This window comes from Streptomyces sp. R302 (assembly GCF_012927245.1).
In the GTDB taxonomy this organism is placed as follows: Bacteria; Actinomycetota; Actinomycetes; order Streptomycetales; family Streptomycetaceae; genus Streptomyces.
The window spans coordinates 420948-445399 of record NZ_JABBGE010000002.1 but is presented as its reverse complement, the minus strand read 5'-3'; the positions used below and the strand labels follow the sequence as shown (position 1 = coordinate 445399).

22 protein-coding genes, 1 pseudogene and 1 riboswitch are annotated in these 24452 nt (G+C 70.6%); of the genes and pseudogenes, 9 read left to right on the top strand and 14 right to left on the bottom strand.

The features are described from left to right. Positions 1–132: 132 nt before the first annotated feature. Positions 133–209: riboswitch (cobalamin riboswitch) on the bottom strand. Positions 210–285: 76 nt separating this feature from the next. From HHL19_RS07845 to HHL19_RS07820, 5 genes are all read right to left on the bottom strand, one after another. Beyond that, a complete protein-coding gene (locus tag HHL19_RS07845; RefSeq protein ID WP_169086999.1) occupies positions 286–789 on the bottom strand; it encodes a GNAT family N-acetyltransferase in 504 nt (167 codons plus the stop codon). 18 nt (positions 790–807) lie between these two features. Then, on the bottom strand, positions 808–1413 hold the full coding sequence (locus HHL19_RS07840; protein ID WP_169086997.1) for a hypothetical protein: 606 nt from the start codon (positions 1411–1413) through the stop codon (positions 808–810). Positions 1414–1492: 79 nt separating this feature from the next. Next, a complete protein-coding gene (locus tag HHL19_RS07835) occupies positions 1493–3094 on the bottom strand; it encodes a sodium:solute symporter family protein (protein ID WP_169086995.1) in 1602 nt (533 codons plus the stop codon). Next, on the bottom strand, positions 3091–3363 hold the full coding sequence (locus HHL19_RS07830) for a DUF3311 domain-containing protein (protein ID WP_169086993.1): 273 nt from the start codon (positions 3361–3363) through the stop codon (positions 3091–3093). The genes HHL19_RS07835 and HHL19_RS07830 overlap by 4 nt, the downstream gene beginning before the upstream one ends. 1016 nt (positions 3364–4379) lie before the next feature. Continuing rightward, entirely contained in the window at positions 4380–4556 is a 177-nt protein-coding gene (locus HHL19_RS07820) for a hypothetical protein (protein WP_169086991.1), read from the bottom strand. Between the two features lie 1448 nt (positions 4557–6004). On the opposite strand from HHL19_RS07820, the pseudogene HHL19_RS07815 reads away from it, so the two are divergent. Beyond that, positions 6005–6701, top strand: a pseudogene (locus HHL19_RS07815) (transposase family protein). 263 nt (positions 6702–6964) lie between these two features. Here HHL19_RS07815 and HHL19_RS07810 read toward each other — a convergent pair. Next, complete coding sequence (locus tag HHL19_RS07810; protein WP_169087591.1) at positions 6965–7729, bottom strand: GntR family transcriptional regulator; 765 nt, start codon at positions 7727–7729, stop codon at positions 6965–6967. Positions 7730–8011: 282 nt separating this feature from the next. Between HHL19_RS07810 and HHL19_RS07805 the strand changes: the two genes are divergently transcribed. The 4 genes from HHL19_RS07805 to HHL19_RS07790 all read left to right on the top strand — a co-directional run bounded on the left by HHL19_RS07805 (position 8012) and on the right by HHL19_RS07790 (position 12777). After that, positions 8012–9298: an extracellular solute-binding protein gene (locus tag HHL19_RS07805; protein ID WP_169086989.1), complete on the top strand. Its 1287-nt coding sequence runs from the start codon at positions 8012–8014 to the stop codon at positions 9296–9298. 75 nt (positions 9299–9373) lie between these two features. Further along, a complete protein-coding gene (locus HHL19_RS07800; RefSeq protein WP_169086987.1) occupies positions 9374–10366 on the top strand; it encodes a sugar ABC transporter permease in 993 nt (330 codons plus the stop codon). Next, entirely contained in the window at positions 10363–11241 is an 879-nt protein-coding gene (locus HHL19_RS07795; protein WP_169086985.1) for a carbohydrate ABC transporter permease, read from the top strand. The genes HHL19_RS07800 and HHL19_RS07795 overlap by 4 nt, the downstream gene beginning before the upstream one ends. Before the next feature lie 9 nt (positions 11242–11250). After that, positions 11251–12777 (top strand): glycoside hydrolase family 3 protein, encoded by a 1527-nt coding sequence (locus HHL19_RS07790; protein WP_169086983.1) that lies wholly within the window; start codon positions 11251–11253, stop codon positions 12775–12777. Between the two features lie 78 nt (positions 12778–12855). Here HHL19_RS07790 and nagB read toward each other — a convergent pair whose 3' ends face one another. Both nagB and HHL19_RS07780 read right to left on the bottom strand, forming a co-directional pair. Further along, positions 12856–13641, bottom strand: coding sequence for a glucosamine-6-phosphate deaminase (gene nagB / locus HHL19_RS07785; RefSeq protein WP_169086981.1), 786 nt, complete (start codon positions 13639–13641; stop codon positions 12856–12858). Between the two features lie 260 nt (positions 13642–13901). Next, positions 13902–14651 (bottom strand): SDR family oxidoreductase, encoded by a 750-nt coding sequence (locus tag HHL19_RS07780; RefSeq protein ID WP_169086979.1) that lies wholly within the window; start codon positions 14649–14651, stop codon positions 13902–13904. 83 nt (positions 14652–14734) lie between these two features. On the opposite strand from HHL19_RS07780, the gene HHL19_RS07775 reads away from it, so the two are divergent. Beyond that, positions 14735–15331 (top strand): TetR/AcrR family transcriptional regulator, encoded by a 597-nt coding sequence (locus HHL19_RS07775; protein ID WP_169086977.1) that lies wholly within the window; start codon positions 14735–14737, stop codon positions 15329–15331. Positions 15332–15663: 332 nt separating this feature from the next. After that, the gene (locus HHL19_RS07770; RefSeq protein ID WP_169087589.1) at positions 15664–17130 is read left to right on the top strand and encodes a PAS domain-containing sensor histidine kinase; all 1467 of its coding nucleotides are present in this window, start codon (positions 15664–15666) and stop codon (positions 17128–17130) included. Between the two features lie 175 nt (positions 17131–17305). Here the strand turns inward: HHL19_RS07770 and HHL19_RS07765 are convergent, their stop codons facing one another. Together HHL19_RS07765 and HHL19_RS07760 are read right to left on the bottom strand one after the other, a co-directional pair. Further along, a complete protein-coding gene (locus HHL19_RS07765) occupies positions 17306–17563 on the bottom strand; it encodes a WhiB family transcriptional regulator (protein ID WP_003953983.1) in 258 nt (85 codons plus the stop codon). 318 nt (positions 17564–17881) lie between these two features. Further along, positions 17882–18850, bottom strand: a complete 969-nt coding sequence (locus tag HHL19_RS07760) for a diacylglycerol kinase family protein (RefSeq protein WP_169086975.1) — start codon at positions 18848–18850, stop codon at positions 17882–17884. Between the two features lie 104 nt (positions 18851–18954). Between HHL19_RS07760 and HHL19_RS07755 the strand changes: the two genes are divergently transcribed. Further along, the gene (locus HHL19_RS07755; protein WP_169086973.1) at positions 18955–19368 is read left to right on the top strand and encodes a hypothetical protein; all 414 of its coding nucleotides are present in this window, start codon (positions 18955–18957) and stop codon (positions 19366–19368) included. Between the two features lie 19 nt (positions 19369–19387). Here the strand turns inward: HHL19_RS07755 and HHL19_RS07750 are convergent, their stop codons facing one another. The 3 genes from HHL19_RS07750 to HHL19_RS07740 form a co-directional block, all read right to left on the bottom strand. After that, positions 19388–20521, bottom strand: coding sequence for an RNA polymerase sigma factor SigF (locus HHL19_RS07750; RefSeq protein WP_169087587.1), 1134 nt, complete (start codon positions 20519–20521; stop codon positions 19388–19390). Beyond that, positions 20410–20823 (bottom strand): anti-sigma regulatory factor, encoded by a 414-nt coding sequence (locus tag HHL19_RS07745; protein WP_030492700.1) that lies wholly within the window; start codon positions 20821–20823, stop codon positions 20410–20412. The genes HHL19_RS07750 and HHL19_RS07745 overlap by 112 nt, the downstream gene beginning before the upstream one ends. Before the next feature lie 339 nt (positions 20824–21162). Beyond that, positions 21163–21423, bottom strand: a complete 261-nt coding sequence (locus tag HHL19_RS07740; RefSeq protein ID WP_169086971.1) for a UBP-type zinc finger domain-containing protein — start codon at positions 21421–21423, stop codon at positions 21163–21165. A 399-nt stretch (positions 21424–21822) separates the two neighbouring features. On the opposite strand from HHL19_RS07740, the gene HHL19_RS07735 reads away from it, so the two are divergent. Next, entirely contained in the window at positions 21823–23418 is a 1596-nt protein-coding gene (locus HHL19_RS07735) for a Na+/H+ antiporter (RefSeq protein WP_169086969.1), read from the top strand. On the opposite strand, the gene HHL19_RS07730 is transcribed toward HHL19_RS07735, so the two are convergent. Then, on the bottom strand, positions 23397–24389 hold the full coding sequence (locus HHL19_RS07730; RefSeq protein WP_346768532.1) for a pyridoxal-phosphate dependent enzyme: 993 nt from the start codon (positions 24387–24389) through the stop codon (positions 23397–23399). The genes HHL19_RS07735 and HHL19_RS07730 overlap by 22 nt on opposite strands. Positions 24390–24452: the final 63 nt, after the last annotated feature.

The window sequence follows — 24452 nt, the reverse complement described above, 5'->3', positions numbered from 1 at the left end:
CCCGGGGCCACGGCGGGGGAGCGGGGCGGGCAGGCCTCCGTACGCGCGGAGGCGCCCGCGTCCACCGGCCCATTCCGCGAGGCCCGGACGTCGTCGGCACCCGGAACGGACGGACCGGGCGCACCGTCGGCAGGTCTTCGGACTCCCTCCGTGCGAAAGCGCACGAAGTACACCGTTGCGGGACAGTTCCGGATTCGCACCGGATTCCCCTGCGGCGACAGCGAGGACGAGCATACATGTGGGGGGCGCCGATCTCGGCACCCCCCACATGTTGTGTCCCGTCGCTCAGGTGTCCAGGGAGAACGCCCAGAGGGGCGACAGGTCCGGCACCGGGCTCCAGTCCCGCTCGGGGACCCGGACGAAGCCCAGGCGGCGGTAGATGCGGTGGGCGGTCGTCATCCGGTCCTGGGTGGACAGGACGAGCCGGACGCAGCCGTCGAGGGCCCGCGCCCGGTCGACGCAGGCCCGTACGAGCGCCTCTCCGACGCCCCGGCCGCGCGCCGCGCGCGTCACGGCGAGGAGGCGGAACTCGGCCTCGTCGGGGCCGGCGATGTCGGCCCACTCGCCGCCGCCGACGGTGAAGGTGACCGCGCCCAGCAGGGTCCCCTCGGCGTCCACGGCGACCAGCACCTCGGCCTCGGCGGCCCGCCGGGCGACGTCCCGCATCACCGGGAGGTAGTCGTCGTCCTCGCCGAAGGTGAGGTGCCCGTCGTCGAGGTAGGCGCGGGCGGTGAGCTCGCCGACCTCCTCGTACTCCTCCGGCCGTACGGCCCTGATCGTGAAGTCCATGCCCGCAGTGTGCCGCGCTCAGCCGCCGACGCCCACCGAGTTGTCGGGCGCCCCGTCGCCGACGGGCGGCAGGTCGCCGCGTTCGACGGCTCCCCCCGGGCCGGTGGCCCGGGGCAGGACGGCGTCGAGTTCGGCGTCGTCGGCCCGGTGGGCCTTGGCGGCGGCCTGCTTGAGCAGGTCGCGGGGGACGGTGCGCGGGGCGGCGACCTCGACGCGCAGCCCGTTCTCGTTGCGCAGGTAGGCGTGCCGGTCGCCGTCGCGGCGGTACCAGCCGTCGCCCTCGGCCTCGCAGCCGTCGCCGTCCGGGGGACCGGCCGCGCACTCCTCGGCGCGGAACGGCCGCCGTTCGGCGCTGAGCGTGACGTTGCCGCCGTCCTTGTTCACGTACACGATCTGGAAGCCGTCGTCGCCGACGACCCCGGCGGACTGGAGCGCCGGAGCGTAGCCCTCGGCCTCGGTGACGTAGACGTGTTCGAGGCGGGTCTGGGCGTTCCGGGCGCGGGCTTCGAGGGCCGCGCGGTCGGGGGCCGGCGGGTCGGTGGCCGTCACGGTGCCGCAGCCGGCGAGCGCGGCGAGGCCGACGGCGAGCAGGAGCAGCTGCGGGGGAGTGGTCCGCGGTCGCATGGGGCCCTTTCGGTGGGTGGGGACGCGGCAGGCCGCCCGGCCTGGGAGGCGGGCGGCCTGCGGGGTGGTGCGGGGCGGCTCAGTGGCCGGCGCCGACCTTGGGGAGCTCGGTGCGGACGCCGGAGTCGCCGGCGTCGGCCGTGTAGTCCGACGGGGAGGTCTCGTCGACGCCCTCGGGGGCCTTGGCGGCCTTGAGGACGAAGGTGAGGACGACCGTGACGAGGACGTTGAGGACGAAGGCGGTGAGGCCGATGTAGCCGATCTCGCCGATGCCGGGGATCTCGGCGGAGGAGCCGCCGAAGTGCTTCTGCTTCGGCGTCGACACGTTGTACGCGGCGATGGTGCCGTACAGCATGCCGACGGCCCAGCCGGCGAGCAGCGCCCAGCGGTGGAACCAGCGGGTGAAGAGGCCGCCGACCAGGGCGGGGAAGGTCTGGAGGATCCAGATGCCGCCGAGGAGCTGGAAGTTGATGGCGACGGTCTTGTCCATGGTGAGGACGAAGACGAGGGCGCCGACCTTCACCAGGAGGGACACCAGCTTGGAGACCTTGGTCTCCTGCGCGGGGGTGGCCGAGGGCTTGATGAAGTCCTTGTAGATGTTCCGGGTGAAGAGGTTGGCCGCGGCGATCGACATGATCGCGGCGGGCACCAGCGCGCCGATGCCGATGGCGGCGAAGGCCACGCCCGCGAACCAGGAGGGGAACATGTCCTCGAAGAGCTGCGGGATGGCCAGCTGGCCGTTCTGGACCTTGACCCCGGCGGCGATCGCCATGAAGCCGAGCAGCGCGAGCAGGCCCAGCATCAGCGAGTACAGCGGCAGGATGGTGGTGTTGCGGCGGATGACCTCGCGGCTCCTGGACGAGAGCGTCGCCGTGATGGAGTGCGGGTACATGAAGAGCGCGAGCGCGGAGCCGAGGGCGAGCGTCGCGTACGTCCACTGTCCGGCCTCGCCGGGCACGAGGGCGCCGGCCTTGGCGGTGGTGAACTTCTCGTCGGCGGCGGCGAAGATCTCGCCGAAGCCGCCCAGCTTGATCGGGATGTAGATGATCGCCACCGCGATGACGATGTAGATCAGGGTGTCCTTGACGAAGGCGATGAGCGCCGGGGCGCGCAGACCCGAGGAGTAGGTGTACGCGGCGAGCACGCCGAAGGCGATGAGCAGCGGCAGGTCCTTGACGAACCAGTGGGTGTTCTCGCCGCCGCCGACGCCCATCACGTCCAGGACGGCCTGGATGCCGACGAGCTGGAGCGCGATGTACGGCATCGTGGCGAGGATGCCGGTGACCGCCACCGCGAGCGAGAGGCCCTTGGAGCCGAAGCGGCCGCGGACGAAGTCGGAGGTGGTGACGTAGCCGTGCTTGTGCGACACCGACCAGAGGCGCGGCAGGAAGGTGAAGATGAGCGGGTAGACCAGGATGGTGTAGGGGACGGCGAAGAAGCCGGCCGCGCCCGCCGCGTAGATGGCCGCCGGGACGGCGACGAAGGTGTACGCGGTGTAGAGGTCTCCGCCGAGCAGGAACCAGGTCACCCAGGTGCCGAACGAGCGGCCGCCCAGGCCCCATTCGTCGAGGCTGTTCTCGTTCTCCGCCTTCCGCCACTTCGCGGCGAGGAAGCCCATGACCGTGACGGCCAGGAAGAAGAACACGAACACGCTGAGCGCGACGACGTTGACGTCCTTCATCGCTCCTCACCACCCTCACGGACGCGGCGGGCGCGCTGGGCGCGCTGGTCGCGCTGCCAGAGCTTGTACGCGACGACGGTGAGCGCGGTCGCGATCAGCACCCACAGCATCTGGTACCAGTAGAAGAACGGGATGCCGGCGAGAAGGGGATCGACCTTCGCGTAGGAACCGACCCAGAGCATCGCCACGAACGGGGCGAGCAGGCAGAGCGCGATCACCGCCCTGATCGGGGTGATGACCGATTGTTTCCCTTGTGTCTCTTGTGACATGGCAATCCCGTCCGACGCGCCAATGACCTTGTGATGCCGAGGCAATCTAGGGGACTGTCCGCGTTCTCGGAACCCCCGCCCGTACCACGGGTGTGTTCTCGTGATGGTTCACGACCAGCCTTCCTTCGCCGCGCGGACGTCCGCCTCGAAGCGGCTGCGGGCCCCGAGCGGGGATACGAGCTCGAACTCATCCGGCGCGCGGTGCACAGCGAGACCCCAGCCGACGGGCGGCGGTGTCGTCGGTGCAGCTGATGCCGAGCAGCATCAGCAACTCCCGCTCCTGCGGCGGGAGGTCGTGCGCGTCAGCGCGCTGTTGCTGCCAGAGCACGACATACTGAGAGGATTCGATCCTGTTTTTCTCGTGTTTGCCGGATTGGTTAAGGAATGGGTCATTCTGGATTCGGCCTGAGCCTGGGTCCGCTGTATGAATCCTGATCGGGTTTGCTGATCGGTTTTCGGGTGGTTCTCCGGTTCCGGGCCGGGGTGGATGCCGGATGGCCGGTCCGGTGGCGGGTTCTCCGAAGTCCTTCGGGTCGTGGGCGGGCGGTGGTCGACGCCCGTCCGCAGGTTCTCTAGCGCCCGCAGCCAGGGCCATCGGACGGGGAAGTGCCAGGTCAGGGTGCGTGCACTCGTGGCGAGGTGGGCGGGGACGCCGATCAGGTGGCGGCGGACGGTGCCGGTGCGGGCCTTCGCGTGGAAGGTGGAGGCCAGGGCGCCGAGCGCGTGAGTGAGGTTGTGGGCCAGGACGGCGAGGGTGAGCCAGGCGGCGTTCGCGGTGAACTTCCCCGACGGCAGGTGATCGAGGGTGGAGTCCTCCAGGTCGGCGAGGCCTGCTCGACGATCGAGTGCCGGCGGTGGGTGGCCTCGGTCTCCACCAGGCCGAGCGTGGTGTCGGTGAACATCGCATGGAAGCGGTGAGTCGCGAACAACTCACCCTGCCCGTCGGGGGTATGAGCCTGGCCGAGGCGTTTGACGCGGCGGACCAGGAGTCGGGCCGCGACGTGGTGCTTCTTCGGCTAGTCGGCGAAGGCGGTGTATGCGGTCTCGGTGACCTCGGCGCCCGAGACACACCGCTGCTCGTCGGCGTCCAACACCGCGTCCGTGTGCTTGATCGCCGTCCACGCGGCCTCGTCGATGGCGGCGACGCGCTTGCGGACCTTCTCGCGCTGGGCGATCGCGAAGGAGAAACGCATGCCCAGATGGCGGCAGGTGGCACGGTCTTGTGCGAGCAGAAAGCGGAGCCGCCGGGCGCGATGATCTGGCCCCTCGTGCCCATGTGGCCCGGAGCGTGTTCACGGCCTCGGCGATCGGATGGGCGGAGCCCTTGCCGGAGTCGGCCGAGCCCTTGCGCAGCCGCGAGGCCACGATGACCGGCGTGGCGATGGGTGTGGAGGCGGTGACGATCTGGAAGTGCAGGCCGCGCTGCCGGGGCTGGCCGAAAGCGGCTCCCTCCCTGTCGCGGACCAGGCCGGGCAGACCGCGCCCTCTCGGCCGGCCGCACCCCGGCGATCGGCCCGCCGTGCAGGATCGGATTCGAGTCATCGGCCGCCGCGAACGTCACCGCGGCCGTGCGGGAGGATTTCACTTGCGAGGTGCCTTGCTGGCTGGTGCTGATGGAAGCCTGAAGAACTCCCATCGTCCCAGGTCAGCGGGCACCTCTTCTATGTCGGGGATCCCCGGGGACCAATCACCGCGAGGCGGATCCAGGTTGATTGCTCCATGTCGTCTTGTATTTATTCGAGATCTCGATTTTCGGTCAAATCTGGTCTAGTCCATTACTGTCGATGACCCTCTTCGGTACGTTCATGATGCTGCCGAGGGAGAGTCTCATCGGCTATGAGGGGGGGGATGAATGAATCTCCGCAGGGCTGCAAGTTCTGTTCTGGTGTCCGGAGTTTTGGCGGGTGGAGTGGTCATGGTGACCGCTCCGACGGCCTCTGCCGGTATTCGCTGCACCACGGATATTGTGAGTGGTGAGGCTGTGGCCCACTGCTACGCGAACGATGATCCGTCAGCGCTGTACTCCACATATCGAGTGGTGGCGACCTGTATCGCGGGAAACAACACCTACACGTTCAAGAAGTACGGCTCTTGGGAGGCGGTGGGGGCGCTGACTACGTCGCGAGTGAGTTGCGGTGCCAGGTACCTCTCTGTTGACTTCGAAGTTCGAAAGTAGGGGAACGGCTATGGTTCGCGGCAGGAATTGGGCAGCGGTCGGTGCGCTTTCTCTTGGCTTGGGGGTGTTGCCCGTTGGGGCAGGAACTGCCGTTGCTGATACGCCCGCTGCTTCGTGTTCGCAGGAGAAGGTGAGCGGATACACCGGTAGGGCCTCGTGTACCAGCCTCGGCGGGTACACGAAGTACCGAGTAGTTGTTCCGTGTATCAGTAACTCCGGGCGGACGTTCGAGGTCTTTGGCCCTTGGGTCAGTCGCGGCTGGTCGACGGCTGCCTGTTCCGGCAATGGGAGTGCAGGCATATACGGTTACATCGACGTGGAGCTGCAGCACTGACCTGATTCCGAGGAGTGGGCTTCTTCGAGTTGGCCACCGATCGGGTGATGGGCCGTGAAGTGCAGCGAGCGAGGCCCCCGGGCTGTTGATCGAGATGTCTGACGTCTCCATCACGTTGCTCGGGGGCCTCGTTGGTCATCCATCCTGCCGCACTCGACCTGCCGCACGCACTCGTGGAGTGGGTCACCATGCTGATCGTCACCCGTGAGGGCGACCGGCGCTGCAAGCTCCGCCCGTCCCGGCGCGCGATGGTGGCACTGGTGTGCCTGCGCGAGCACACCACTCTGGCGAAGATCGCCGCCGGGTTCGGGATCGGCGAGTCCACCGCCCACGCCTACACCAGCGCGGTCGTCGACCTTCTCGCCCAGCGTGCCCCCGGGCCTGCTGAAGACGCTGCGCGAGCACGAACCCGACTTCGTCCTTCTCGACGAGACCCTCGCCGAGTGCGACCGGGTCGGCGACGGCCGGGCCGACCACTCCCACGAACACCGGCGCCACGGCGTGAACGTCCAGGTCGTCACCGACCCCGGCGGCCGGCTGCACCCACCAGATCATCCGGATCTGCGAGCGTCAGGGGTTCCCATCCTGGCCGATCTCGCCTACCAGGGCGCCGGTCCGTGGCTGACCACCGGCATCAAATGCAGGCCCCTGTAGGAGCTCACCCCCACCGCAAGGTCCCGCAACCGGGCACTGGCCGCAGCACGGGCGCCCGTCGAACGCGGCGTCGTGAAGTTGAAGTCCTGGCGCATCTTCCGCAGGTCCCGGTGCAGCCCCCACCACATGACGTCAATCGCCAAGGCCATCCTCACACTGGAGCGGCAACACTGAATAAGCTCAGTGAAGGAGGCCGTTGATTCAGCGGCCTCCTTTCGCGGTGGGGGGACGTTGATCGGTAAGTCGATCTCGTGAGTGGGCAGGCGACGGTCGGTCAGCCGGTGGCAAGGGCAAGGGCGACCCGTGAAGTCATAGACGCCCGACCAGTCACGCGGCCGTATGCCGCTCGGTAGGCTGCCGTCCCGCAGATGGGTAGCCGAATCGGCGGCCGGGCGGGGAGCCGGACCTCAGAGCGATGCCATGCCCCATCCTCATCGTCACTCGTTGGGGCGCTGGAGGCGGGCGACGAACTTGTACCGGTCGCCGCGGTAGACCGAGCGCACCCACTCCACCGGCTCGCCCTGGGCGTCCAGCGAGTGACGGGAGAGCATCAGCATCGGCAGGCCGACGTCGGTGCCGAGCAGGCCGGCCTCGCGCGGGGTGGCGAGGGAGGTCTCGATGGTCTCCTCGGCCTCGGCGAGGTGTACGTCGTAGACCTCGGCGAGCGCGGTGTAGAGCGAGGTGTACTTGACCAGCGAACGGCGCAGCGCGGGGAAGCGCTTGGCCGAAAGATGGGTGGTCTCGATCGCCATCGGTTCGCCGTTGGCGAGGCGGAGGCGCTCGATCCGCAGGACCCGGCCGCCGGCCGAGATGTCGAGCAGCCCGGCGAGGGTGTCGTCGGCGGTGACGTATCCGATGTCGAGGAGCTGCGAGGTGGGTTCGAGGCCCTGCGCGCGCATGTCCTCGGTGTACGAGGTGAGCTGGAGGGACTGGGAGACCTTGGGCTTCGCCACGAAGGTGCCCTTGCCCTGGATGCGCTCCAGGCGGCCCTCGACGACCAGCTCCTGGAGGGCCTGGCGCACGGTGGTGCGCGAGGTGTCGAACTCGGCCGCGAGCGTCCGCTCGGGCGGGACCGGAGTGCCGGGCGGCAGGGTCTCCGTCATGTCGAGGAGGTGCCTTTTCAGCCGGTAGTACTTGGGCACGCGCGCGGTGCGGGTCGCCGCCCCGCCCTCTGTCTCCGTGCTGCCCGCCTCCGTGGCCATGGCCTGCCTTCCCGACTGTGCTGCTGCCGTCACCGGCTCCTCCGTCTGTCGCGGCTCACATGGTGGCACGGACCGGTCACGGGTCGTCGCCCTCCCTCAGGTGTCGGTCCGGTAACGGACGCGACTGCCCTTCTTATACACCCTTGACACCCCTAAAGGTCTAGGCCAAGCTCCGGGTACTGGTCTAAACCATTAAAGACCAGGTCCCAGCCCCACGAGCACTACCTGACGTATGTCTTCGCGCGGTGGGCAGGGGTTGCAGGCATCCCTGAGGAGGGTGGCGTGAAGCGCAAGCTCATCGCGGCGATCGGCGTCGCGGGCATGATGGTCTCGATGGCGGCATGTGGAGGCTCCGACGCGTCCGACAAGTCCGGAGGCAACGCCGGCGGCGACGCCAAGGAACTCACCGTATGGCTGACGGTCGACGCTCAGAACAACTGGCCCGAGCTGGTCAAGGCCGCCGACGACGCGGTGACCGCGAAGCACCCGGGCATCAAGATCACCCATGAGTACTACGGCTGGGGTGACAAGAACACCAAGCTGGACGCGGTGCTCGCCACGGACAAGGCTCCGGATGTTGTCGAGATGGGCAACAGCGAGATGATCAGCTACATGGCCAAGGGCGCCTTCGCCGAGGTCGACGCGTCGAAGTTCGACAACTCCGACAAGTGGCTCGACGCCCTCAAGGACTCGGTCACCTACAACGGCAAGACCTACGGCGTCCCCTACTACGCCGGTGGCCGCGTCGGCACCTGGCGCAAGGACGTGGCCGCCGAGGCGGGCGTCAAGGCCGCTCCGACGACCTGGGCCGAGCTGACTGCCGCCCTCGACGCCATCCAGCAGAAGAAGGGCGACAAGTTCAGCGCCTGGTACCAGCCGTCGCCCGACTGGTACGCCGCGATGTCCTTCGTCTTCGACGCGGGCGGCTCCATCGCCAAGCAGGACGGCGAGACCTGGAAGGCGAACCTGTCCTCGCCGGAGTCCGTCAAGGGCCTCACCGAGTACAAGAACGTCCTCGACAAGTACATGCACGGCGACAAGACGAAGGACGAGGCCGACCGCCCCGTTGTCTTCGGCCAGGGCAAGTCCGCGATGATCTTCGCCGCGGGCTGGGAGGGCGCCACCGCCGCCGACCCGAAGTCCGACAAGGTCGGCGGGCTGAAGGACAAGCTCGAGAACTTCGTGGTGCCCGGCCCGTCCGGCAAGCCCCTCCCCGTCTTCCTCGGGGGCTCGGACCTGGCCATCCCGGTCAAGTCCAAGGCGCAGGGCGTCGCCGGCGAGTGGATCGCCGCCTTCACCGGCACCGAAGGCCAGAAGGGCCTCATCGCCAAGGGCAACCTGCCCAACAACAAGGGTGACCTCGCCCCGCTGAAGACCGACCCGGCCACCGCCGTCCCGGCGACCGCCGCCGAGTCGAGCTACTTCGTCCCGACCGCTCCGGGCTGGGGCCAGGTCGAGAAGGCCCAGATCCTCAAGACGATGCTCGTCGACATCGCCAAGGGCAAGTCCGTCGAAGAGGCCGCCAAGGCCGCCGACACCGCGATCGACAAGGTCATCAACACCAAGTGACCTACAGGCAGGGCCCCGCCCCTCGGGCGGGGCCCTGCCTCCCGCATCACGAGAGGGACCGCTGAGGAGCACGGGATGAGTGCCGCAGACACAACCACCGCGAAGGTGCCGCCGGTGCGGCAATCACCACCCTCCGGCTCCGCAGCCGGCGGCCCGGGGAAGCCCGGCAAGAAGTCGAACGGCGGGGCGGGCGTCCCATGGCTGCTTCTCGCGCCATGTCTCCTCGTTCTGCTCCTGGTGCTCGGCTACCCACTGGTCCGACTGGTCGCCCTCTCGTTCCAGAGGTTCGGCCAGCCCCAGCTGTGGGGCTTCCAGGAAGCGGAGTCGGCCGGCTTCGACAACTTCACCAGGATCCTCGGTGACGGCGAGTTCTGGGCCGTCGTCCTGCGTACGGTGATCTTTGCGGCCGGTGCCGTGATCCTCACCATGGTCCTCGGCATGATGCTCGCCCTGCTGCTGCAGCGCGTCTCGGGCTGGGTCAAGGTGCTCATCAACATCGTGCTCGTGGCGAGCTGGGGCATGCCCATCATCGTCGCCACCGCCATCTTCAAGTGGCTCTTCGACGCCGACTACGGGGTGCTGAACTGGCTGCTGAGCCGCATCCCGGGTGTCGACATGATCGGCCACAACTGGTTCGCCAGCGGCCCGCAAGGCCTCGCCGTGATCATGCTGCTCGTCGTCTGGGGCGCCGTGCCCTTCGTGGTGATCACCCTGAGCGCCGGCCTCACGCAGGTGCCCAAGGAACTCGAAGAGGCCGCCCGTCTCGACGGAGCCGGCGCCTGGGGCGTCTTCCGCTTCGTCACCCTGCCCATCCTCAAGCCCATCATCGTCATGCTGACCACACTGTCGGTGATCTGGGACATGGGCGTCTTCCCGCAGGTCTACGTGATGCGCAACGGCCACCCCGAGCCCGAGTTCCAGCTGCTCACCACGTACTCCTTCGACCGGGCGTTCGTCGTCAACGACTACGGCACCGGCTCCGCGATCGCGCTCGTCACGGTTCTGCTGCTGCTGGGTGTCGTCGCCGTCTACATGCGTCAGATGCTCAAGATCGGAGACGTGGAGTGAGCGCCGCCAACGCCACGGCAGCCCCGGCCGAGTCGCCGGCCCCGGCCGTCACCCACCGCCGCACGTCCAAGTTCGGCTGGAACGTCCTCGGCCTGCTCGTCGTCCTCACGGCCGGGTTTCCGGTCTACTGGATGATCAACACGGCTTTCAAGCCGGCCAAGGACGCGATCGACCCGACCCCGCACTTCTTCCCGTCGGTCTTCACGACCGAGAACTTCAAGCGCGCCCTGGACATCGCGGACTTCTGGGGACCGGTCCTCCGCAGCCTCGTCGTCTCGCTCGTCGTTGTCGTCATCGGCATCGCGGTCGGCCTGCTCGCCGCCCTCGCGATCTCCCGCTTCGCCTTCCGCGGCCGCAAGATCGTGATCGTCGGCATCCTCGCGGTCCAGATGATCCCGCTGGTCGCCATGATCATCCCGGTCTTCCTGCTCCTCAACGACCTGGGCCAGTACGACAGGCTCAGCGGCCTGATCATCACCTACCTGACCTTCATCCTCCCCTTCACGGTGTGGACGCTGCGAGGCTTCATCGTCAACATCCCGAAAGAGCTGGAAGAAGCGGCCATGGTCGACGGCTGCACCCGTTCCGGCGCCTTCCTCCGGGTCGTCTTCCCGCTGCTCGCGCCGGGCATGGTGGCCACCTCCGTCTACGGCTTCATCCAGGCGTGGAACGAGTACCTCTACGCCCTGATGCTGATGAGCCAGCAGAACCAGACGGCCACCGTCTGGCTCAGCAATTTCATCACCAAGAACGGCACCGAGTACGCCCCGATGATGGCCGGCTCCACCATGATGGCCGTCCCCATCGTGATCCTCTTCCTGCTCGTCCAGCGCAAGATGGCCGCCGGCCTGACCGCCGGCGCGGTGAAGGGATAACGGCGCCCCATGACCACACTGGTACACGGCTCGGACACGCTGACCCGCGACGCGCTCACGGTCCTCCAGCCCGGCTTCGTCGGCACCACCGCCCCCGACTGGCTGCTCCGCCGGATCGGCGAGGGCCTGTCGTCCGTCGGCCTCTTCGGCCGCAACGTCGCGGACCCCGGGCAGCTCGCCCGGCTCACCGCCCAGCTCCGCGCGGAGCGGGAGGACGTCCTCGTCGCCATCGACGAGGAGGGCGGCGACGTCACCCGCCTGGAGGTCAACGAGGGCTCGTCCTTCCCGGGCAACTACGCCCTGGGCCGGGTCGACGACGTCGAGCTGACCCGGGCCGTCGCCCGCGAGCTCGGCCGCCGGCTGATCGCCTGCGGGATCGACCTCAACTGGGCCCCCTCGGCCGATGTGAACTCCAACGCGGAGAACCCGGTCATCGGCGTCCGCTCCTTCGGACCCGACCCGGACCTGGTCGCCCGGCACACCGTGGCGTACGTCGACGGCCTCCAGGCCGTCGGGGTCGCCGCCTGCACCAAGCACTTCCCCGGACACGGCGACACCAACGTCGACTCGCACGACGCGCTGCCCCGGATCGATGTGGACCTCGCCACACTGCACGCCCGTGAGCTGGTGCCTTTCCGCGCGGCCATCGCCGCGGGTACCAAAGCGGTCATGAGCGCGCATATCCTGCTCTCCGCGCTCGACACCGAACGTCCGGCCACCCTGAGCCCGCAGATCCTCACCGGTCTGCTCCGCCAGGAGCTGGGCTTCGACGGCCTGATCGTCACCGACGGCATGGAGATGCAGGCCGTCGCGGCGACGTACGGCATCGAGCGCGGATCCGTCCTCGCCATCGCCGCGGGCGCCGACGCCATCTGCGTCGGCGGCGGGCTGTGCGACGAGGACACCGTGCTGCGGCTGCGCGACGCGCTGGTCTCCGCGGTACGGACCGGTGAACTGCCCGAGGAGCGGCTGGCCGACGCCGCGGCGCGCGTGCGCGCCCTGGCGGCCTGGACCCAGGCGCACCGGGCGAGGGGGGCTGGATCGGTGCCGGGCGCGGCAGTGCAGGAGGGGACCGCGCCCGGCGCCGACATCGGACTCGTGGCGGCCCGCAGGGCCCTGCGGATCACCAAGGGGGACGGGCTCTACACCCCGGTGTCGAGCGCCCCCTTCGTCGCCTCCTTCACCCCGGTCGCCAACTTCGCGGTCGGCGACGAGACCCCGTGGGGTGTCGCCGCCGAGCTGGACCGGCTGCTGCCCGGCACGGAGTCCGGCTCCTTCGACGCGGAGAGCACGGTCGCGTCCGTCCTCGCGGCGGCGGGGGAGCGGCGGATCGTCGCGGTCGTCCGCGACCTCCACCGCCATCCGTGGATGACCGCGGCCCTGGACGGCCTGGTCGCCGCCCGCCCGGACACCGTCGTCGTCGAGATGGGCCTGAACGAGGCGGAGCCGCGCGGCGCCCTGCACATCGCCACGCACGGCGCCGCCCGGGTCTGCGGCCGCGCCGCGGCCGAGGCCGTGGTCGGCACCGGCGCCTGACGGCCAGGGAGTACGCGCAGGGCCCGGCACCTGATCCAGGTGCCGGGCCCCTTTCGCGTGGGTCCCGAGGGGGCGGGATCAGATGCCCTGCCAGGAGGGCTTGCTCGCGTACGTCTGGCGGAAGTAGTCGGCGAGCTTCAGCTTGGAGGCGGCGGCCTCGTCCACGACCACGGTGGCGTGCGGGTGGAGCTGGAGCGCGGAGGCCGGCACGAGCGCCGCGACGGGGCCCTCGACGGTCTGCGCGACGGCCTCGGCCTTGCCCTCGCCGGTGGCGAGCAGCACCAGGTGGCGGGCCTCCAGGATGGTGCCGATGCCCTGGGTGATGACGTGGTGCGGGACCTGCTCGATGTCGTCGTCGAAGAAGCGGGCGTTGTCCACCCGGGTCTGCTCGGTGAGCGTCTTGATCCGGGTGCGGGAGGCGAGCGAGGAGCAGGGCTCGTTGAAGCCGATGTGCCCGTCGGTGCCGATGCCGAGGATCTGGAGGTCCACGCCGCCGGCGTCGACGAGCGCCTTGTCGTACGCCTCGCAGGCCGCCTGGACGTCCTCGGCGGAGCCGTCGGGGCCCATGAAGTGGTCCTGGGGCAGCCCGAGCGGCTCGACGACCTGGCGCAGGACGGTCGAGCGGTACGACTCCGGGTGCCCGGCCGGGAGTCCGACGTACTCGTCCAGCTGGGCGATGCGGGCCCGGGAGGCGTCCACGGAGCCGGCCCGGACCTGGGCGATCAGGGCGTCGTAGATCGGGATCGGGGTCGAGCCCGTGGCCACGCCGAGCAGCGCGTCGGGCTTGCGGCGCAGGAGGCCGGCGATGCCGTCCGCGATGAGCTCTCCGCCCGCCTTGGCGTCCTTGACGATGACAACTTCCACGCTGTGCCTGCCGATCTGGTGAGGGGCTAGGGAGGGGCCGTGTGGTATAGACCAATCAAAGTCCCAATCTAGCAGAGGGAGGCCCGCCTCCTCATGCCGTTCCGCACCCCGGACGGCCCGCGCCTCCCGGCCCCTCCATCGTCATCCGCCCGCTACTCCCCAGCCACTCGGACCCCTCTCGCCCCCTCGCCCCCTGCTCCTCCACCGCGCTCCCCGCCCGGACGGCCCGACCCCCGTCCGGGCCGTCCGGCTCGCCCGCCTCAGGTCAGCGAACCGCCCGTCGCGTCGATCCAGGACCCCGTCACCCAGCGCGCGTCGTCCGAGGCGAGGAAGGCCACCACGTCGGCTATGTCGGCCGTGCTCCCGATCCGGCCCAGCGCCGAGTACGCCGCCACCCGCGCCCGGGCCTCCTCGTCGCCCTCCAGCCATGCAGTGTTGTCGGTGGCCACGACCCCCGGCGCCACCGAGTTGACCGTGATCCCGCGTGGGCCCAGCAGCTTCGACAGGTCGCGGGTGAAGACGTCCAGCGCCGCCTTCGACATCGAGTAGGCGATCAGGTCCGGCATCAGCGCCGTCCTGCTCAGCCCCGTCGACACGTTCACGATCCGGCCGCCGTCCCGCAGCCGCTCCACGCCCGACCGCACCAGGAAGAACGGCGCCTTCGCGTTCACCGCGAAGATCCGGTCGTACTCGGCCTCCTCGATGGAGGCGAAGGGGCTAGACGCTCCGATCCCCGCGTTGTTCACCAGGATGTCCAGCCCCTCCGCGTGCGCGTCGAAGGCCGCCCACAGCGCCTCCGCGTCCCCCGGCACTCCCAGCTCCTGCCCGATCGCGAAGGCCTCGCCGCCCGCCGCCTCGATCGCGGCGACCGTCTCCTTCGCCGCCGCCTCGTTCGTCCCGTAGTGGACCGCGACCCGCGCCCCGTCCCGTCCCAGCCGCTCGGCGATCCCCCGTCCGATGCCCCGGCTCGCGCCCGTGACCAGTGCCGTCCTGCCCGTGAGCACGCCCATGACGACGCCCCCCTCATTCCATAGTGGTCGCTACAGAAAAACCGTACCCCACGATCCGTAACGCGCGCTATAGAATTCACCCCATGGCGACGAAACAGCGCGGCCGCCCCCGCTCCTTCGACCGGCCCACGGCCCTGGAGCAGGCGACGATGGCCTTCTGGGAGCACGGCTACGAGACGACCTCGGTCTCCGACCTCACCCGCGCCATGGGCATCAGCGCCCCGAGCCTCTACGCGGCCTTCGGTGACAAGCGGACGCTCTTCGAGGAGGTCGTGGCGGCGTACACGCTCTCGCACGGCGCCTTCGGCACCCGCGCCTTCGAGGAGGAGCCGACCGCCCGCGCGGGCGTCGCGCGCATGCTCCGCGAGGCCGCCGTCGCGTACACGGAGGCGGGTCACCCGCCGGGCTGTCTGGTGATCTCCGCCGCCGTCAACTGCTCCACCCCGGAGGTGGAGGAGGCCCTGCGGGACCGGCGGAACGCGAATCTGGCCGCCATCGAGGAGCGCATCCGCCGGGACGTCGAGGCCGGCGCGCTGCCCGCCGCCACCGACCCCCGCACCCTGGCGCGCCTGAGCGGGGCCGTGCTCCAGGGCATGTCCCAGCAGGCCCGCGACGGGGCGACGGAGGAGGAGCTGAGAGCGGTGGCCGAAGCGGCGATGCGGGCCTGGCCCATGGCCTGAGCCGGAAAAACCACGGGCCGCGGCGCCCGGCGGGACCCTCAACCCGCCCGGCACCGCAGCCCGGGTGTACGCGGCCGGGGGTGTGCGGTCCCACGGCCGTGAAGGGAGGTCTCGACGCAGTCAGGGCAGAGAGCGCCGGGAACCTCGTCCATCCTCCTGTGCGGGGAGGATGGAGGCTGTATGAAGTTCGATGCGTTCATTGTGGACTAGACCATTCCTGTCTGTCCATCCGCCTGAACGCGGTGTTTCCGGGGCCATCCTCCAACACGAAGCCCGGAAGAGCCAGGTTCACCGGCCGTTAATTCCGCGGGTACGCTCGCACCGTGCCCTCCATGAACGACCTCGTCCGCCAGCACACCGCCCTGAGCGACTCCGACCTGGAGTGGCTCCACCTGCTGGTGTCGGAGTGGCAGCTGCTCTCCGACCTCTCCTTCGCCGACCTCGTCCTGTGGGTCCCCACCCTCGACGGCACCCGGTACGTCTCCGTCGCCCAGATGCGGCCCAACACCGGCCCCACCTCCTACCAGGACGACATGGTCGGCCACCTGGTCCCGCGCGGCCGCCGCCCGCTCCTGGACGCCGCCCTCGACGAGGGCCGGATCGTCCGCGAGGGCGACCCCGAGTGGCGCGAGGAGGTCCCGGTCCGGGTCGAGTCGATCCCCGTACGCCGCGACGGCCGGGTCCTCGGCGTGATCGCCCGGAACACCAACCTGCTGACCGTCCGCACCCCCTCCCGGCTGGAGCTCACCTACCTCCAGTCGGCCTCCGACCTGGCCCAGATGATCGCGGCCGGCTCCTTCCCCTACCCCGGCGAGCAGTCCGACATGGACTCGCTGCCGCGGGCCGGCGACGGCCTGGTCCGCCTGGACGCCGACGGCATGGTCCAGTACGCCTCGCCCAACGCCCTCTCCGCCTACCACCGGCTCGGCCTCGCCGCCGACCTGGTCGGCCAGCACCTCGGCCAGACCACCGCCGAACTGGCCCCCTCCCGCGGCCCCGTCGACGAGGCCCTGGTCAAACTCGCCTCCGGCTACGCCCCCAGGAACTTCGAGGTGGAGGGCAGCGGCGGGGTCATCCAGCTGCGCGCCATCCCGCTCAAGCCCAAGGGCACCCGGATCGGCTCGCTCGTCCTGCTCCGGGACGTCACCGAACTGCGCCGACGCGAGCGCGAGTTGATCACCAAGGACGCCACCATCCGGGAGATCCACCACCGGGTGAAGAACAACCTCCAGACGGTGGCCGCCCTGTTGCGGCTCCAGGCCCGCCGGATGGACTCCGACCGGGGCCGGGAGGCGCTCAACGAGGCGGTCCGGCGTGTCGGTTCGATCGCCATCGTCCACGAGACGCTGTCCCAGAACCTGGACGAGCGGGTGGAGTTCGACGAGATCGCCGACCGGGTCATCGCGATGGTCGCCGAGATCTCCCCGGGCAAGGTCACCTGCCGGCGCAACGGCCGCTTCGGCATCCTGGACGCGGAGGTCGCCACCCCGCTCTCCATGGTCCTCACCGAGATCCTGCAGAACGCCCTGGAGCACGCCTTCGCCCCCGGCGAGCACGGCACCGTCGAGGTCAGCGCGGTCCGGGGCGAGCCCCGCCCCGACTCCCGCCTCCTCATCACCGTCCGCGACGACGGCCGGGGCCTGCCCGAGGGCTTCGACCCGCAGAAGGCCGGCAACCTCGGGCTGCAGATCGTACGGACCCTGGTGGAGGGGGAGTTGGGCGGCACCTTCGACATGAGGCCCGGCAGCGAGGGCGGCACCAAGGTGGTCCTGGACATCCCGGTGCGCCCGCAGAAGTGATCCGCGAGGCGGGGTCCGTCCCCATGGTCACGCACAGCAGCGAGCCCCGGACCGAAGTGAATCGGTCCGGGGCTCGAATGCTGTGGGGTACTGCTTTACTGCTGCGCGCTGCGGCTCGGGGGCGGTGAATGCGTACACGGTGTACGCGCCGCGTGCCTCAGGCTGTGCAGGTGGCTCAGGCGCTGGCGTTGCGCGCCCGGTTGCGGGCGGCGCGGCGCTTCATCGCGCGGCGCTCGTCCTCGCTGAGGCCACCCCAGACGCCGGAGTCCTGGCCGGACTCGAGCGCCCACTGCAGGCACTGCTCCATGACGGGGCAGCGGCGGCAGACGGCCTTGGCTTCCTCGATCTGCAGCAGCGCAGGACCGGTGTTGCCGATGGGGAAGAACAGCTCGGGGTCTTCCTCACGACAAACGGCGTTGTGACGCCAGTCCATGGCTGCTACCTCTCTTGGTTATTACGTGCAAGTTGCTTGTGAATGTGAACGCTTTCACGAAACCCTCAACAAGTGAAGGGCCGACTGCCGGATGAACCGGTGTGGTCCGTGGTTTGAGGAGGGGTTCTGGCTCTCAGTGGAGGCCGGTCTTGCGGGCCGTCCCGATCGCCAAGAAGAGATTCGCAAACCTCGGCAGCGGATACAACCCCTTCTGGAAAGTTTTTTTTGATTCCTCGGTGTCGGCTAGGTCACAGCCGTACTTCTAAGGGGTGGATGCGCGCCTAAACGTTCGAGTGCAAGGACTTTCGGCCCTTCCACTCACACAATCACACGCAGTGCACGGCGTACGCCTGTGAACGTCACGCTCGTACGCAGTCCGAGGTGGTCTCCGTCCATCTGGAGCGGGAGGGGCACCTTCGAATGCAAGGTGAAGTCGGTCAGGTCATGCAGAGTCGTGGCGTGCTTGCCGCGAGGGCCCCGTTCGGGGCTGGAAGTGAGCAGCTGGGTGGCGTAGCGGGCCACCGCCGGGGTCGACAGACGGCTCAGTCCGAGCACGTCGAGCGCGGTCTCGAAGGACGCCTCCGGGGACGCGTACACCGGGCGATTGCCCAGGTAGGTCCAGGGGGAGGTGTTGCAGATTATGGAGAGGACCAGGTCCTCCACCGGCTCGGCGCCGGGCCGCTCCAGGGTGATCGTCCCGTGCCGCCGGTTCGGCTCCTCCAGGAACTGGCGGAACACCTGGCGCAGATAGAGCGCGTGCGTGGACCGCTTCCCGCGCTCGCGCTGCTGTTCGACCCGGCCGATCACGCTCGCGTCGAAGCCGAGTCCGGCGCAGAAGGTGAACCAGCGGGCCGGCACCTCCTCGTCCGGGGTGCCCGGAGTCCCCGAGGCGAGCCCCAGGCTCACCGTCCGGGCGCTCCGCTCGCGCAGCGCGTCGAGCAGCGCGCCGGTCGCCTCCACGGCGTCGTTCGGCAGTCCGAGCGCGCGGGCGAAGACGTTGGTCGAGCCGCCCGGCACCACCGCCAGGCCCGGCAGCCGGTCCGGATCGGGCCCGCCGTGCAGCAGGCCGTTCACGACCTCGTTGACCGTGCCGTCGCCGCCGAGCGCCACGACCAGGTCGATCTCGCCCGACTCGGCCGCCCGCCGCCCGAGGTCCCGGGCGTGCCCGCGGTACTCGGTGCTGACGGCCTCCAGCTTCATCTCGCTCGCCAGCGCGTGGATCAGCACGTCACGGGTGCGGGCACTGGTGGTGGTGGCTGCCGGGTTGACCACGAGAAGTGCGCGCATGACCGCCAGCGTACCTACCCGGCGGTACCGATCCCAGTCCCGCCCGGTCCCCGGACACCCCCACCGGCCCCGGGCACCCCCACCGGCCCCGTACGCTGCCTTGCATGAGCAGTACGGAGCAGACACCCCGCCCCGCCCGCCTGGCCGCCGCCGCGGGCGTGGCCCTCGTCGAGGCCCTCGGGCTCCTCGCCGGCGGCGTCTACATGCTGGTGCGGACGCTGACCGACGGCGGGGACCTCACCGGCGGGGTGACCGGCGCGGTGACGATGCTCGCGCTCGGGCTCATCCCGCTCGCCGCCGCCCGCGGCCTGTGGCGGATGCGCTCCTGGAGCCGCGGCCCCGCCGTCATCACCCAGATCCTCGCCCTGCCCGTCGCCTGGCAGATGCTCCAGTCCGAGGGCGTGATCCCGTACGGGATCGTGCTCGCCGCGCTCGCCGTGACCGGGCTCGTCCTCCTGGTGAACCCGGCCACGACCGCGGCGCTCGGCATCCGGCGCCCCGGCCAGGACGCCTCCTGAGCCTCAGTCCTCCTGAGTCTCACTCCTCCACGAGGAGCTTCTCCCGGAGCTGCGCCAGGGTCCTGGCGAGCAGCCGGGAGACGTGCATCTGCGAGATGCCGACCTCCTGCGCGATCTGCGACTGGGTCATGTTCCCGAAGAACCGCAGCAGCAGGATCCGCTTCTCCCGGGGCGGCAGGTCCTCCAGGAGCGGCTTGAGCGACTCCCGGTACTCGACCCCCTCCAGGGCCTCGTCCTCCGCGCCCAGCGTGTCCGCGACCGCCGGCGACTCGTCGTCGGTGTCCGGCACGTCCAGGGAGAGGGTCGAGTAGGCGTTGGCAGACTCCAGCCCCTCCAGGACCTCCTCCTCGGAGATCCCGAGCCGCTCGGCCAGCTCGTGCACCGTCGGCGAGCGCCCGTGCTGCTGGGACAGCTCGGCCGTCGCCGTCGTCAGGGAGAGCCGCAGCTCCTGGAGGCGGCGGGGGACCCGTACCGCCCACCCCTTGTCGCGGAAGTGGCGCTTGATCTCGCCGACCACCGTCGGCGTCGCGTACGTGGAGAACTCCACGCCCCGCTCCGGGTCGAAGCGGTCGACCGACTTGATCAGGCCGATCGTCGCCACCTGCGTCAGGTCGTCCAGCGGCTCTCCGCGGTTGCGGAAGCGCCGCGCCAGGTGCTCGACCAGCGGCAGGTGCATCCGCACCAGCCGGTTGCGGAGCTCGGCCTTCTCCGGGGAGCCCTCCGGCAGCGACCGCAGCTCCACGAAGAGCGCGCGGGCACCGCTGCGGTCCTGCGCGTGGTGACCGCGAGGAGCGTCGTCACCCTCGGTGACGGGCTCCTCCGGGAGTGCCTCGTCGGGGAGTGTGCCGTCCGAAGGCGTCGAGTCGGAGTCCGTCGGGTCGGAGTGCGTCCCGTCCGGGGGCGAGGCCGGTGCCGGTGTCGGGAGAGCCTCGTCGTGCTGCTGCTCGTGCTCGCTCATCTGGTCCGCCTGCTGCTCCGTAGCGACCTCATGCGGCCGTGCTGCCTGCTGACCGGGGATGCCGGCCGTCGCGTCCCCGCTCCTCACGCCGGGCCTGGCCCCGCGCCGCGCTGTTTGTACAGGCTGATCGAGACCGTGTTGTCCTCCGCGACCGAGGACTCGACCTTGCCGGCCAGCGCCGACAGCACCGTCCAGGCGAAGGTGTCCCGCTCGGGGGCCCGGCCGTCCGTCGTCGGCGCGGACACGGTCACGTCGAGGGAGTCGTCCACCAGCCGGAAGACGCAGCTCAGGACCGAGCCGGGCACCGCCTGCTGGAGCAGGATCGCGCACGCCTCGTCCACGGCGATCCGCAAGTCCTCGATCTCGTCGAGGGTGAAGTCCAAGCGCGCCGCGAGGCCGGCCGTGGCCGTACGCAGCACGGACAGATAGGCACCCGCAGCGGGCAGCCGGACTTCCACGAAGTCCTGGGTCCCGGGCTCGCCTGCGATCTGGGACACCCTCACCTCCAAGGTGGCACAAGCTCAATCGGGGTCCGAGGGGAGAGACCCCCGGACCTGCGGTCACGCAGGGGCTGCGCGGTCCGCGGTGACGCTATCGCGATCCATCCTGCCGTGTCGCCGCAAGCCCCAGGGCCCCCGATCCCGGCCCGTCACTCATGGTAGGCCCATGGGTGCGGAACGTGGCCAGGGGTGTGCGGGACCGAAATGCAGCGGTGACCGGCGGAGGGGTGACGTACCCAACGGCCCGCCCGTCGAACCGCCCCGCCCGCAAGTGACCGTCCCACGTTCCCGGGTGGGGGTGCGGATGAGGGTCAGGTCGGCCCGGCCCGGCCCCTCTCAGACCAGCGCCTCGTCGACGAAGCACCAGCGCCAGGCCTCGCCCGGCTCGAAGGTCCGCATCACCGCGTGCCCGGTCGCGTCGAAGTGACCGGTAGCGTGCCGCCCCTGCGAGGAGTCGCAGCAGCCCACGTGCCCGCAGGTCAGGCAGAGCCGCAGCTGCACCGGGCTCGTCCCGCCGGCCAGGCACTCGGGGCAGGTCTCGTGGAGCGGGGCCGGCTCGGGGCGCGGCATGTCTGCTACGTGCGGGCACTCGATCATGATGGCCAGGGTACGTGGCGGACGCCCCGGACCGGAGGGCTCGGGACCGGGCATCCGGGCCGGGGGCCCGGCCCGGGCGACTCGGGCCGGGCGGTCCGGATCGGGCGGTCCGGACCGAGGCGACCCGGCTCGGGAATCCGGGCTCGGGAGTCCGGGCTCGGGAATCCTGCCCGGGCGGTCCGGACCGGGCGGTCCGGACCGAGGCGATCCGGCTCGGGAATCCGGAGCCGGGTAACTCGGGTCGGGTGACTCGGGCAGGGCGACTCGGCCCGGGCGGTCCGGACCGAGGCGGCCCGGCTCGGGAGGCCGGGGCGGGAGGCCTGGCTCGGGAGACCGGGCTCGGGAATCCGGCTTCGGGCGTACCGGACGAGCGGCGAGAGAGGGCGGTGGAGGGGCGGCATGGACGCACTGCGGCTGGTGGCACTGGTGGCGGCGAGCGCGGCGGTGGCGGGGCTTGCCCGCCGCACCCCCGTGCCCGCCCCGCTCCTCCTCGTGGCGGTCGGCCTGGTCGCCTCGTACGTCCCCGGCGTCCCCGACTACACCCTCGATCCGCACGTCGTGCTGCCGCTGATCCTGCCGCCGCTGCTCTACACGGCCGCCGTCGAGTCCTCCTACCTGGACCTGCGGGCCAACATCCGGCCGGTCGCGCTGCTCTCCGTCGGGTACGTCCTCTTCGCCACCGTGGCCGTCGGCTGGCTCGCGTACGTCCTCGTCCCCGACCTGCCGCTCACCGCCGCGCTCGTCCTCGGCGCGGTGATCGCCCCGCCGGACGCGGTGGCCGCCACCGCCATCGCCCGCCGGCTCGGCCTGCCCCACCGGATCACCACGATCCTCCAGGGCGAGTCCCTGGTGAACGACGCCACCGCGATCACCGCCTACAAGGTCGCCCTCGCCGCCGCCGTCGGCGAGGGCGTCAGCTGGGCCGGCGGCCTCGGCGAATTCGCCGTCGCCGCGGTCGGCGGCGTCGGCGTCGGCCTGGTCCTCATGGTGCCCATCCACTGGCTGCGGACCCGGCTCACCGAACCGCTGCTCCAGAACACCCTCTCCCTCCTCATCCCCTTCATCGCCTACGCGGCGGCCGAGGAGGTGCACGCCTCCGGGGTGCTCGCGGTCGTCGTGGTCGGCCTCTTCCTCGGGCACAAGGCGTGGAAGGTCGACTTCGCGACCCGCCTCCAGGAGGAGGCCGTGTGGAAGATGGTCGCCTTCGTCCTGGAGTCCGCCGTCTTCGCCCTCATCGGCCTCCAGCTGCCCTACGTCGTCCAGGGCCTCGGCCAGTACGGCATCGGGGAGGCGCTCTGGTACGCCTTCGGGGTCTTCGTCTTCGTGGTCGTCGTCCGCTTCGTCTGGGTCTTCCCGGCCACCTTCCTGCCCCGCCGGTTCTCCGCCAAGGTCCGGGAGCGCGAGCCAGGCGTCGACTGGAGAGCGCCGGTGGTGGTCGGCTGGGCGGGCATGCGCGGAGTGGTCTCGCTCGCCATCGCCTTCTCCATCCCGGTCGTCACCGACGGCGTCGAGTTCCCCGCCCGCAACCTCGTCCTCTTCCTCACCTTCACCACCGTCATCTCCACCCTCGTCGTCCAGGGCCTCACCCTGCCCCCGCTGATCCGGGCCCTGAAGCTCCCCGGCCGCGACCGCTACCGGGAGACGCTGGCCGAGGCGCAGGCCCAGAGCGAGGCCTCACGGGCCGCCGAGGCCCGCCTCGACGCGCTCCTCGCCGACGAGGCCAACACCCTTCCGGGCCCGCTCGCCGACCGCCTCCGCACGGTCCTGGAGCGCCGCCGCAACAGCGTCTGGGAGCGGCTCGGAGCGGTCAACGAACGCACCGGCGAGACCGCCGACGACACCTACCGCCGTCTCTCGCGCGAGATGATCGAGGCCGAACGGGAGGTCTTCGTCCGGCTCCGCGACGAGCGCCGGATCGACGACGAGATGATGCGCACCCTGCTGCGCCGCCTCGACCTGGAGGAGGCCGCCGCCTACCGCGAGGAGCTCGGCTGACCCGCGGGCTCTGCGGCCCCCGTCCCCGTTTCGGTCCCCGTCTCCGTCCCCGTCCCCGTCTCCGTTTCGGTCTCGGTCCCCGTCCCCGTTCCCGCCCCCGTGATCACCGCCGCGATCCTGCTCCCGGGCGGGAAGGCGCCCTCCTCGGCGAGGGACACCAGTGCGAGGAGCATTTTGGCGACATACAGCCGCTCGATGGCGAGTCCATGCCGCGCCTCGAAGTCCTGTGCGAACGCGTGGAGTTCCGGGGTCGTCCGGCCGTAGCCGCCGCAGTGGAAGCGCTCGTCGAGCCACCAGTCGCCGCGCGGGCCGCCGAAGGCCGCCTCCTGGAGGCTCCGGACCTCGCCGCCGAGGAAACCGCCCTTCAGCACCGGCACGCCCAGCGTCCGGCCGTCGAACCCGGCCGCCAGGCCCGCCAGGGTGCCGCCCGTGCCGCAGGCCACCGCCGCCACGCCCGCGTGCCCGGCCAGCTCCCGGCCGAGCGCCACGCACCCCTCCACCGCGAGCGCGTTGCTGCCGCCCTCGGGGACCACGTAGGCACCCTCGGGGGCCCGCTCCAGGAGCCCGGCGAGCACGTCCGGTTCGTGCTTCGCCCGGTACGTGGCGCGGTCCACGAACTCCAGGCACATCCCGTCCGCCGCGCACCGCGCCAGCGAGGGGTTCAGCGGTCGCCCGGCCAGTTCGTCGCCGCGTACGACCCCGATCGTGGGGAAGCCGAGGAGACGGCCGGCGGCGGCGGTCGCCCGCAGGTGGTTGGAGTACGCGCCCCCGAAGGTCAGTACCGGCCGCCCGTCAGCCGCCCGCAGGTTGAGCGCGAGCTTGCGCCACTTGTTGCCGGGCAGGTCGGGGTGGATGAGGTCGTCGCGCTTCAGCAGCAGCGTCAGCCCGCGCCGGGCGAACCGCTCGTCCGCCACCGGCTCCAGGGGCGAGGGGAGCCGGGGCCGCAGGGCGGAGAGGTCGTACGTGTCCACCCGGCCATTCTCCCGGGCCACGCGCGCGTGGGGGAGCCGGGCGCCGGCTCCGCCCGTACGCGC

Excerpts from the sequence above, each read along its gene's own strand:
- HHL19_RS07830 (WP_169086993.1), bottom strand. The coding sequence starts at position 3,363 with ATGTCACAAGAGACACAAGGGAAACAATCGGTCATCACCCCGATCAGG.
- HHL19_RS07820 (WP_169086991.1), bottom strand. The coding sequence starts at position 4,556 with ATGCGTTTCTCCTTCGCGATCGCCCAGCGCGAGAAGGTCCGCAAGCGC.
- HHL19_RS07735 (WP_169086969.1), top strand. The coding sequence starts at position 21,823 with ATGGACGCACTGCGGCTGGTGGCACTGGTGGCGGCGAGCGCGGCGGTG.
- HHL19_RS07760 (WP_169086975.1), bottom strand. The coding sequence starts at position 18,850 with ATGCGCGCACTTCTCGTGGTCAACCCGGCAGCCACCACCACCAGTGCC.
- HHL19_RS07845 (WP_169086999.1), bottom strand. The coding sequence starts at position 789 with ATGGACTTCACGATCAGGGCCGTACGGCCGGAGGAGTACGAGGAGGTC.
- HHL19_RS07810 (WP_169087591.1), bottom strand. The coding sequence starts at position 7,729 with ATGGCCACGGAGGCGGGCAGCACGGAGACAGAGGGCGGGGCGGCGACC.
- HHL19_RS07775 (WP_169086977.1), top strand. The coding sequence starts at position 14,735 with ATGGCGACGAAACAGCGCGGCCGCCCCCGCTCCTTCGACCGGCCCACG.
- HHL19_RS07790 (WP_169086983.1), top strand. The coding sequence starts at position 11,251 with ATGACCACACTGGTACACGGCTCGGACACGCTGACCCGCGACGCGCTC.
- HHL19_RS07840 (WP_169086997.1), bottom strand. The coding sequence starts at position 1,413 with ATGCGACCGCGGACCACTCCCCCGCAGCTGCTCCTGCTCGCCGTCGGC.
- HHL19_RS07780 (WP_169086979.1), bottom strand. The coding sequence starts at position 14,651 with ATGGGCGTGCTCACGGGCAGGACGGCACTGGTCACGGGCGCGAGCCGG.
- HHL19_RS07765 (WP_003953983.1), bottom strand. The coding sequence starts at position 17,563 with ATGGACTGGCGTCACAACGCCGTTTGTCGTGAGGAAGACCCCGAGCTG.
- HHL19_RS07740 (WP_169086971.1), bottom strand. The coding sequence starts at position 21,423 with ATGATCGAGTGCCCGCACGTAGCAGACATGCCGCGCCCCGAGCCGGCC.
- HHL19_RS07835 (WP_169086995.1), bottom strand. The coding sequence starts at position 3,094 with ATGAAGGACGTCAACGTCGTCGCGCTCAGCGTGTTCGTGTTCTTCTTC.
- HHL19_RS07800 (WP_169086987.1), top strand. The coding sequence starts at position 9,374 with ATGAGTGCCGCAGACACAACCACCGCGAAGGTGCCGCCGGTGCGGCAA.
- HHL19_RS07770 (WP_169087589.1), top strand. The coding sequence starts at position 15,664 with ATGAACGACCTCGTCCGCCAGCACACCGCCCTGAGCGACTCCGACCTG.
- HHL19_RS07755 (WP_169086973.1), top strand. The coding sequence starts at position 18,955 with ATGAGCAGTACGGAGCAGACACCCCGCCCCGCCCGCCTGGCCGCCGCC.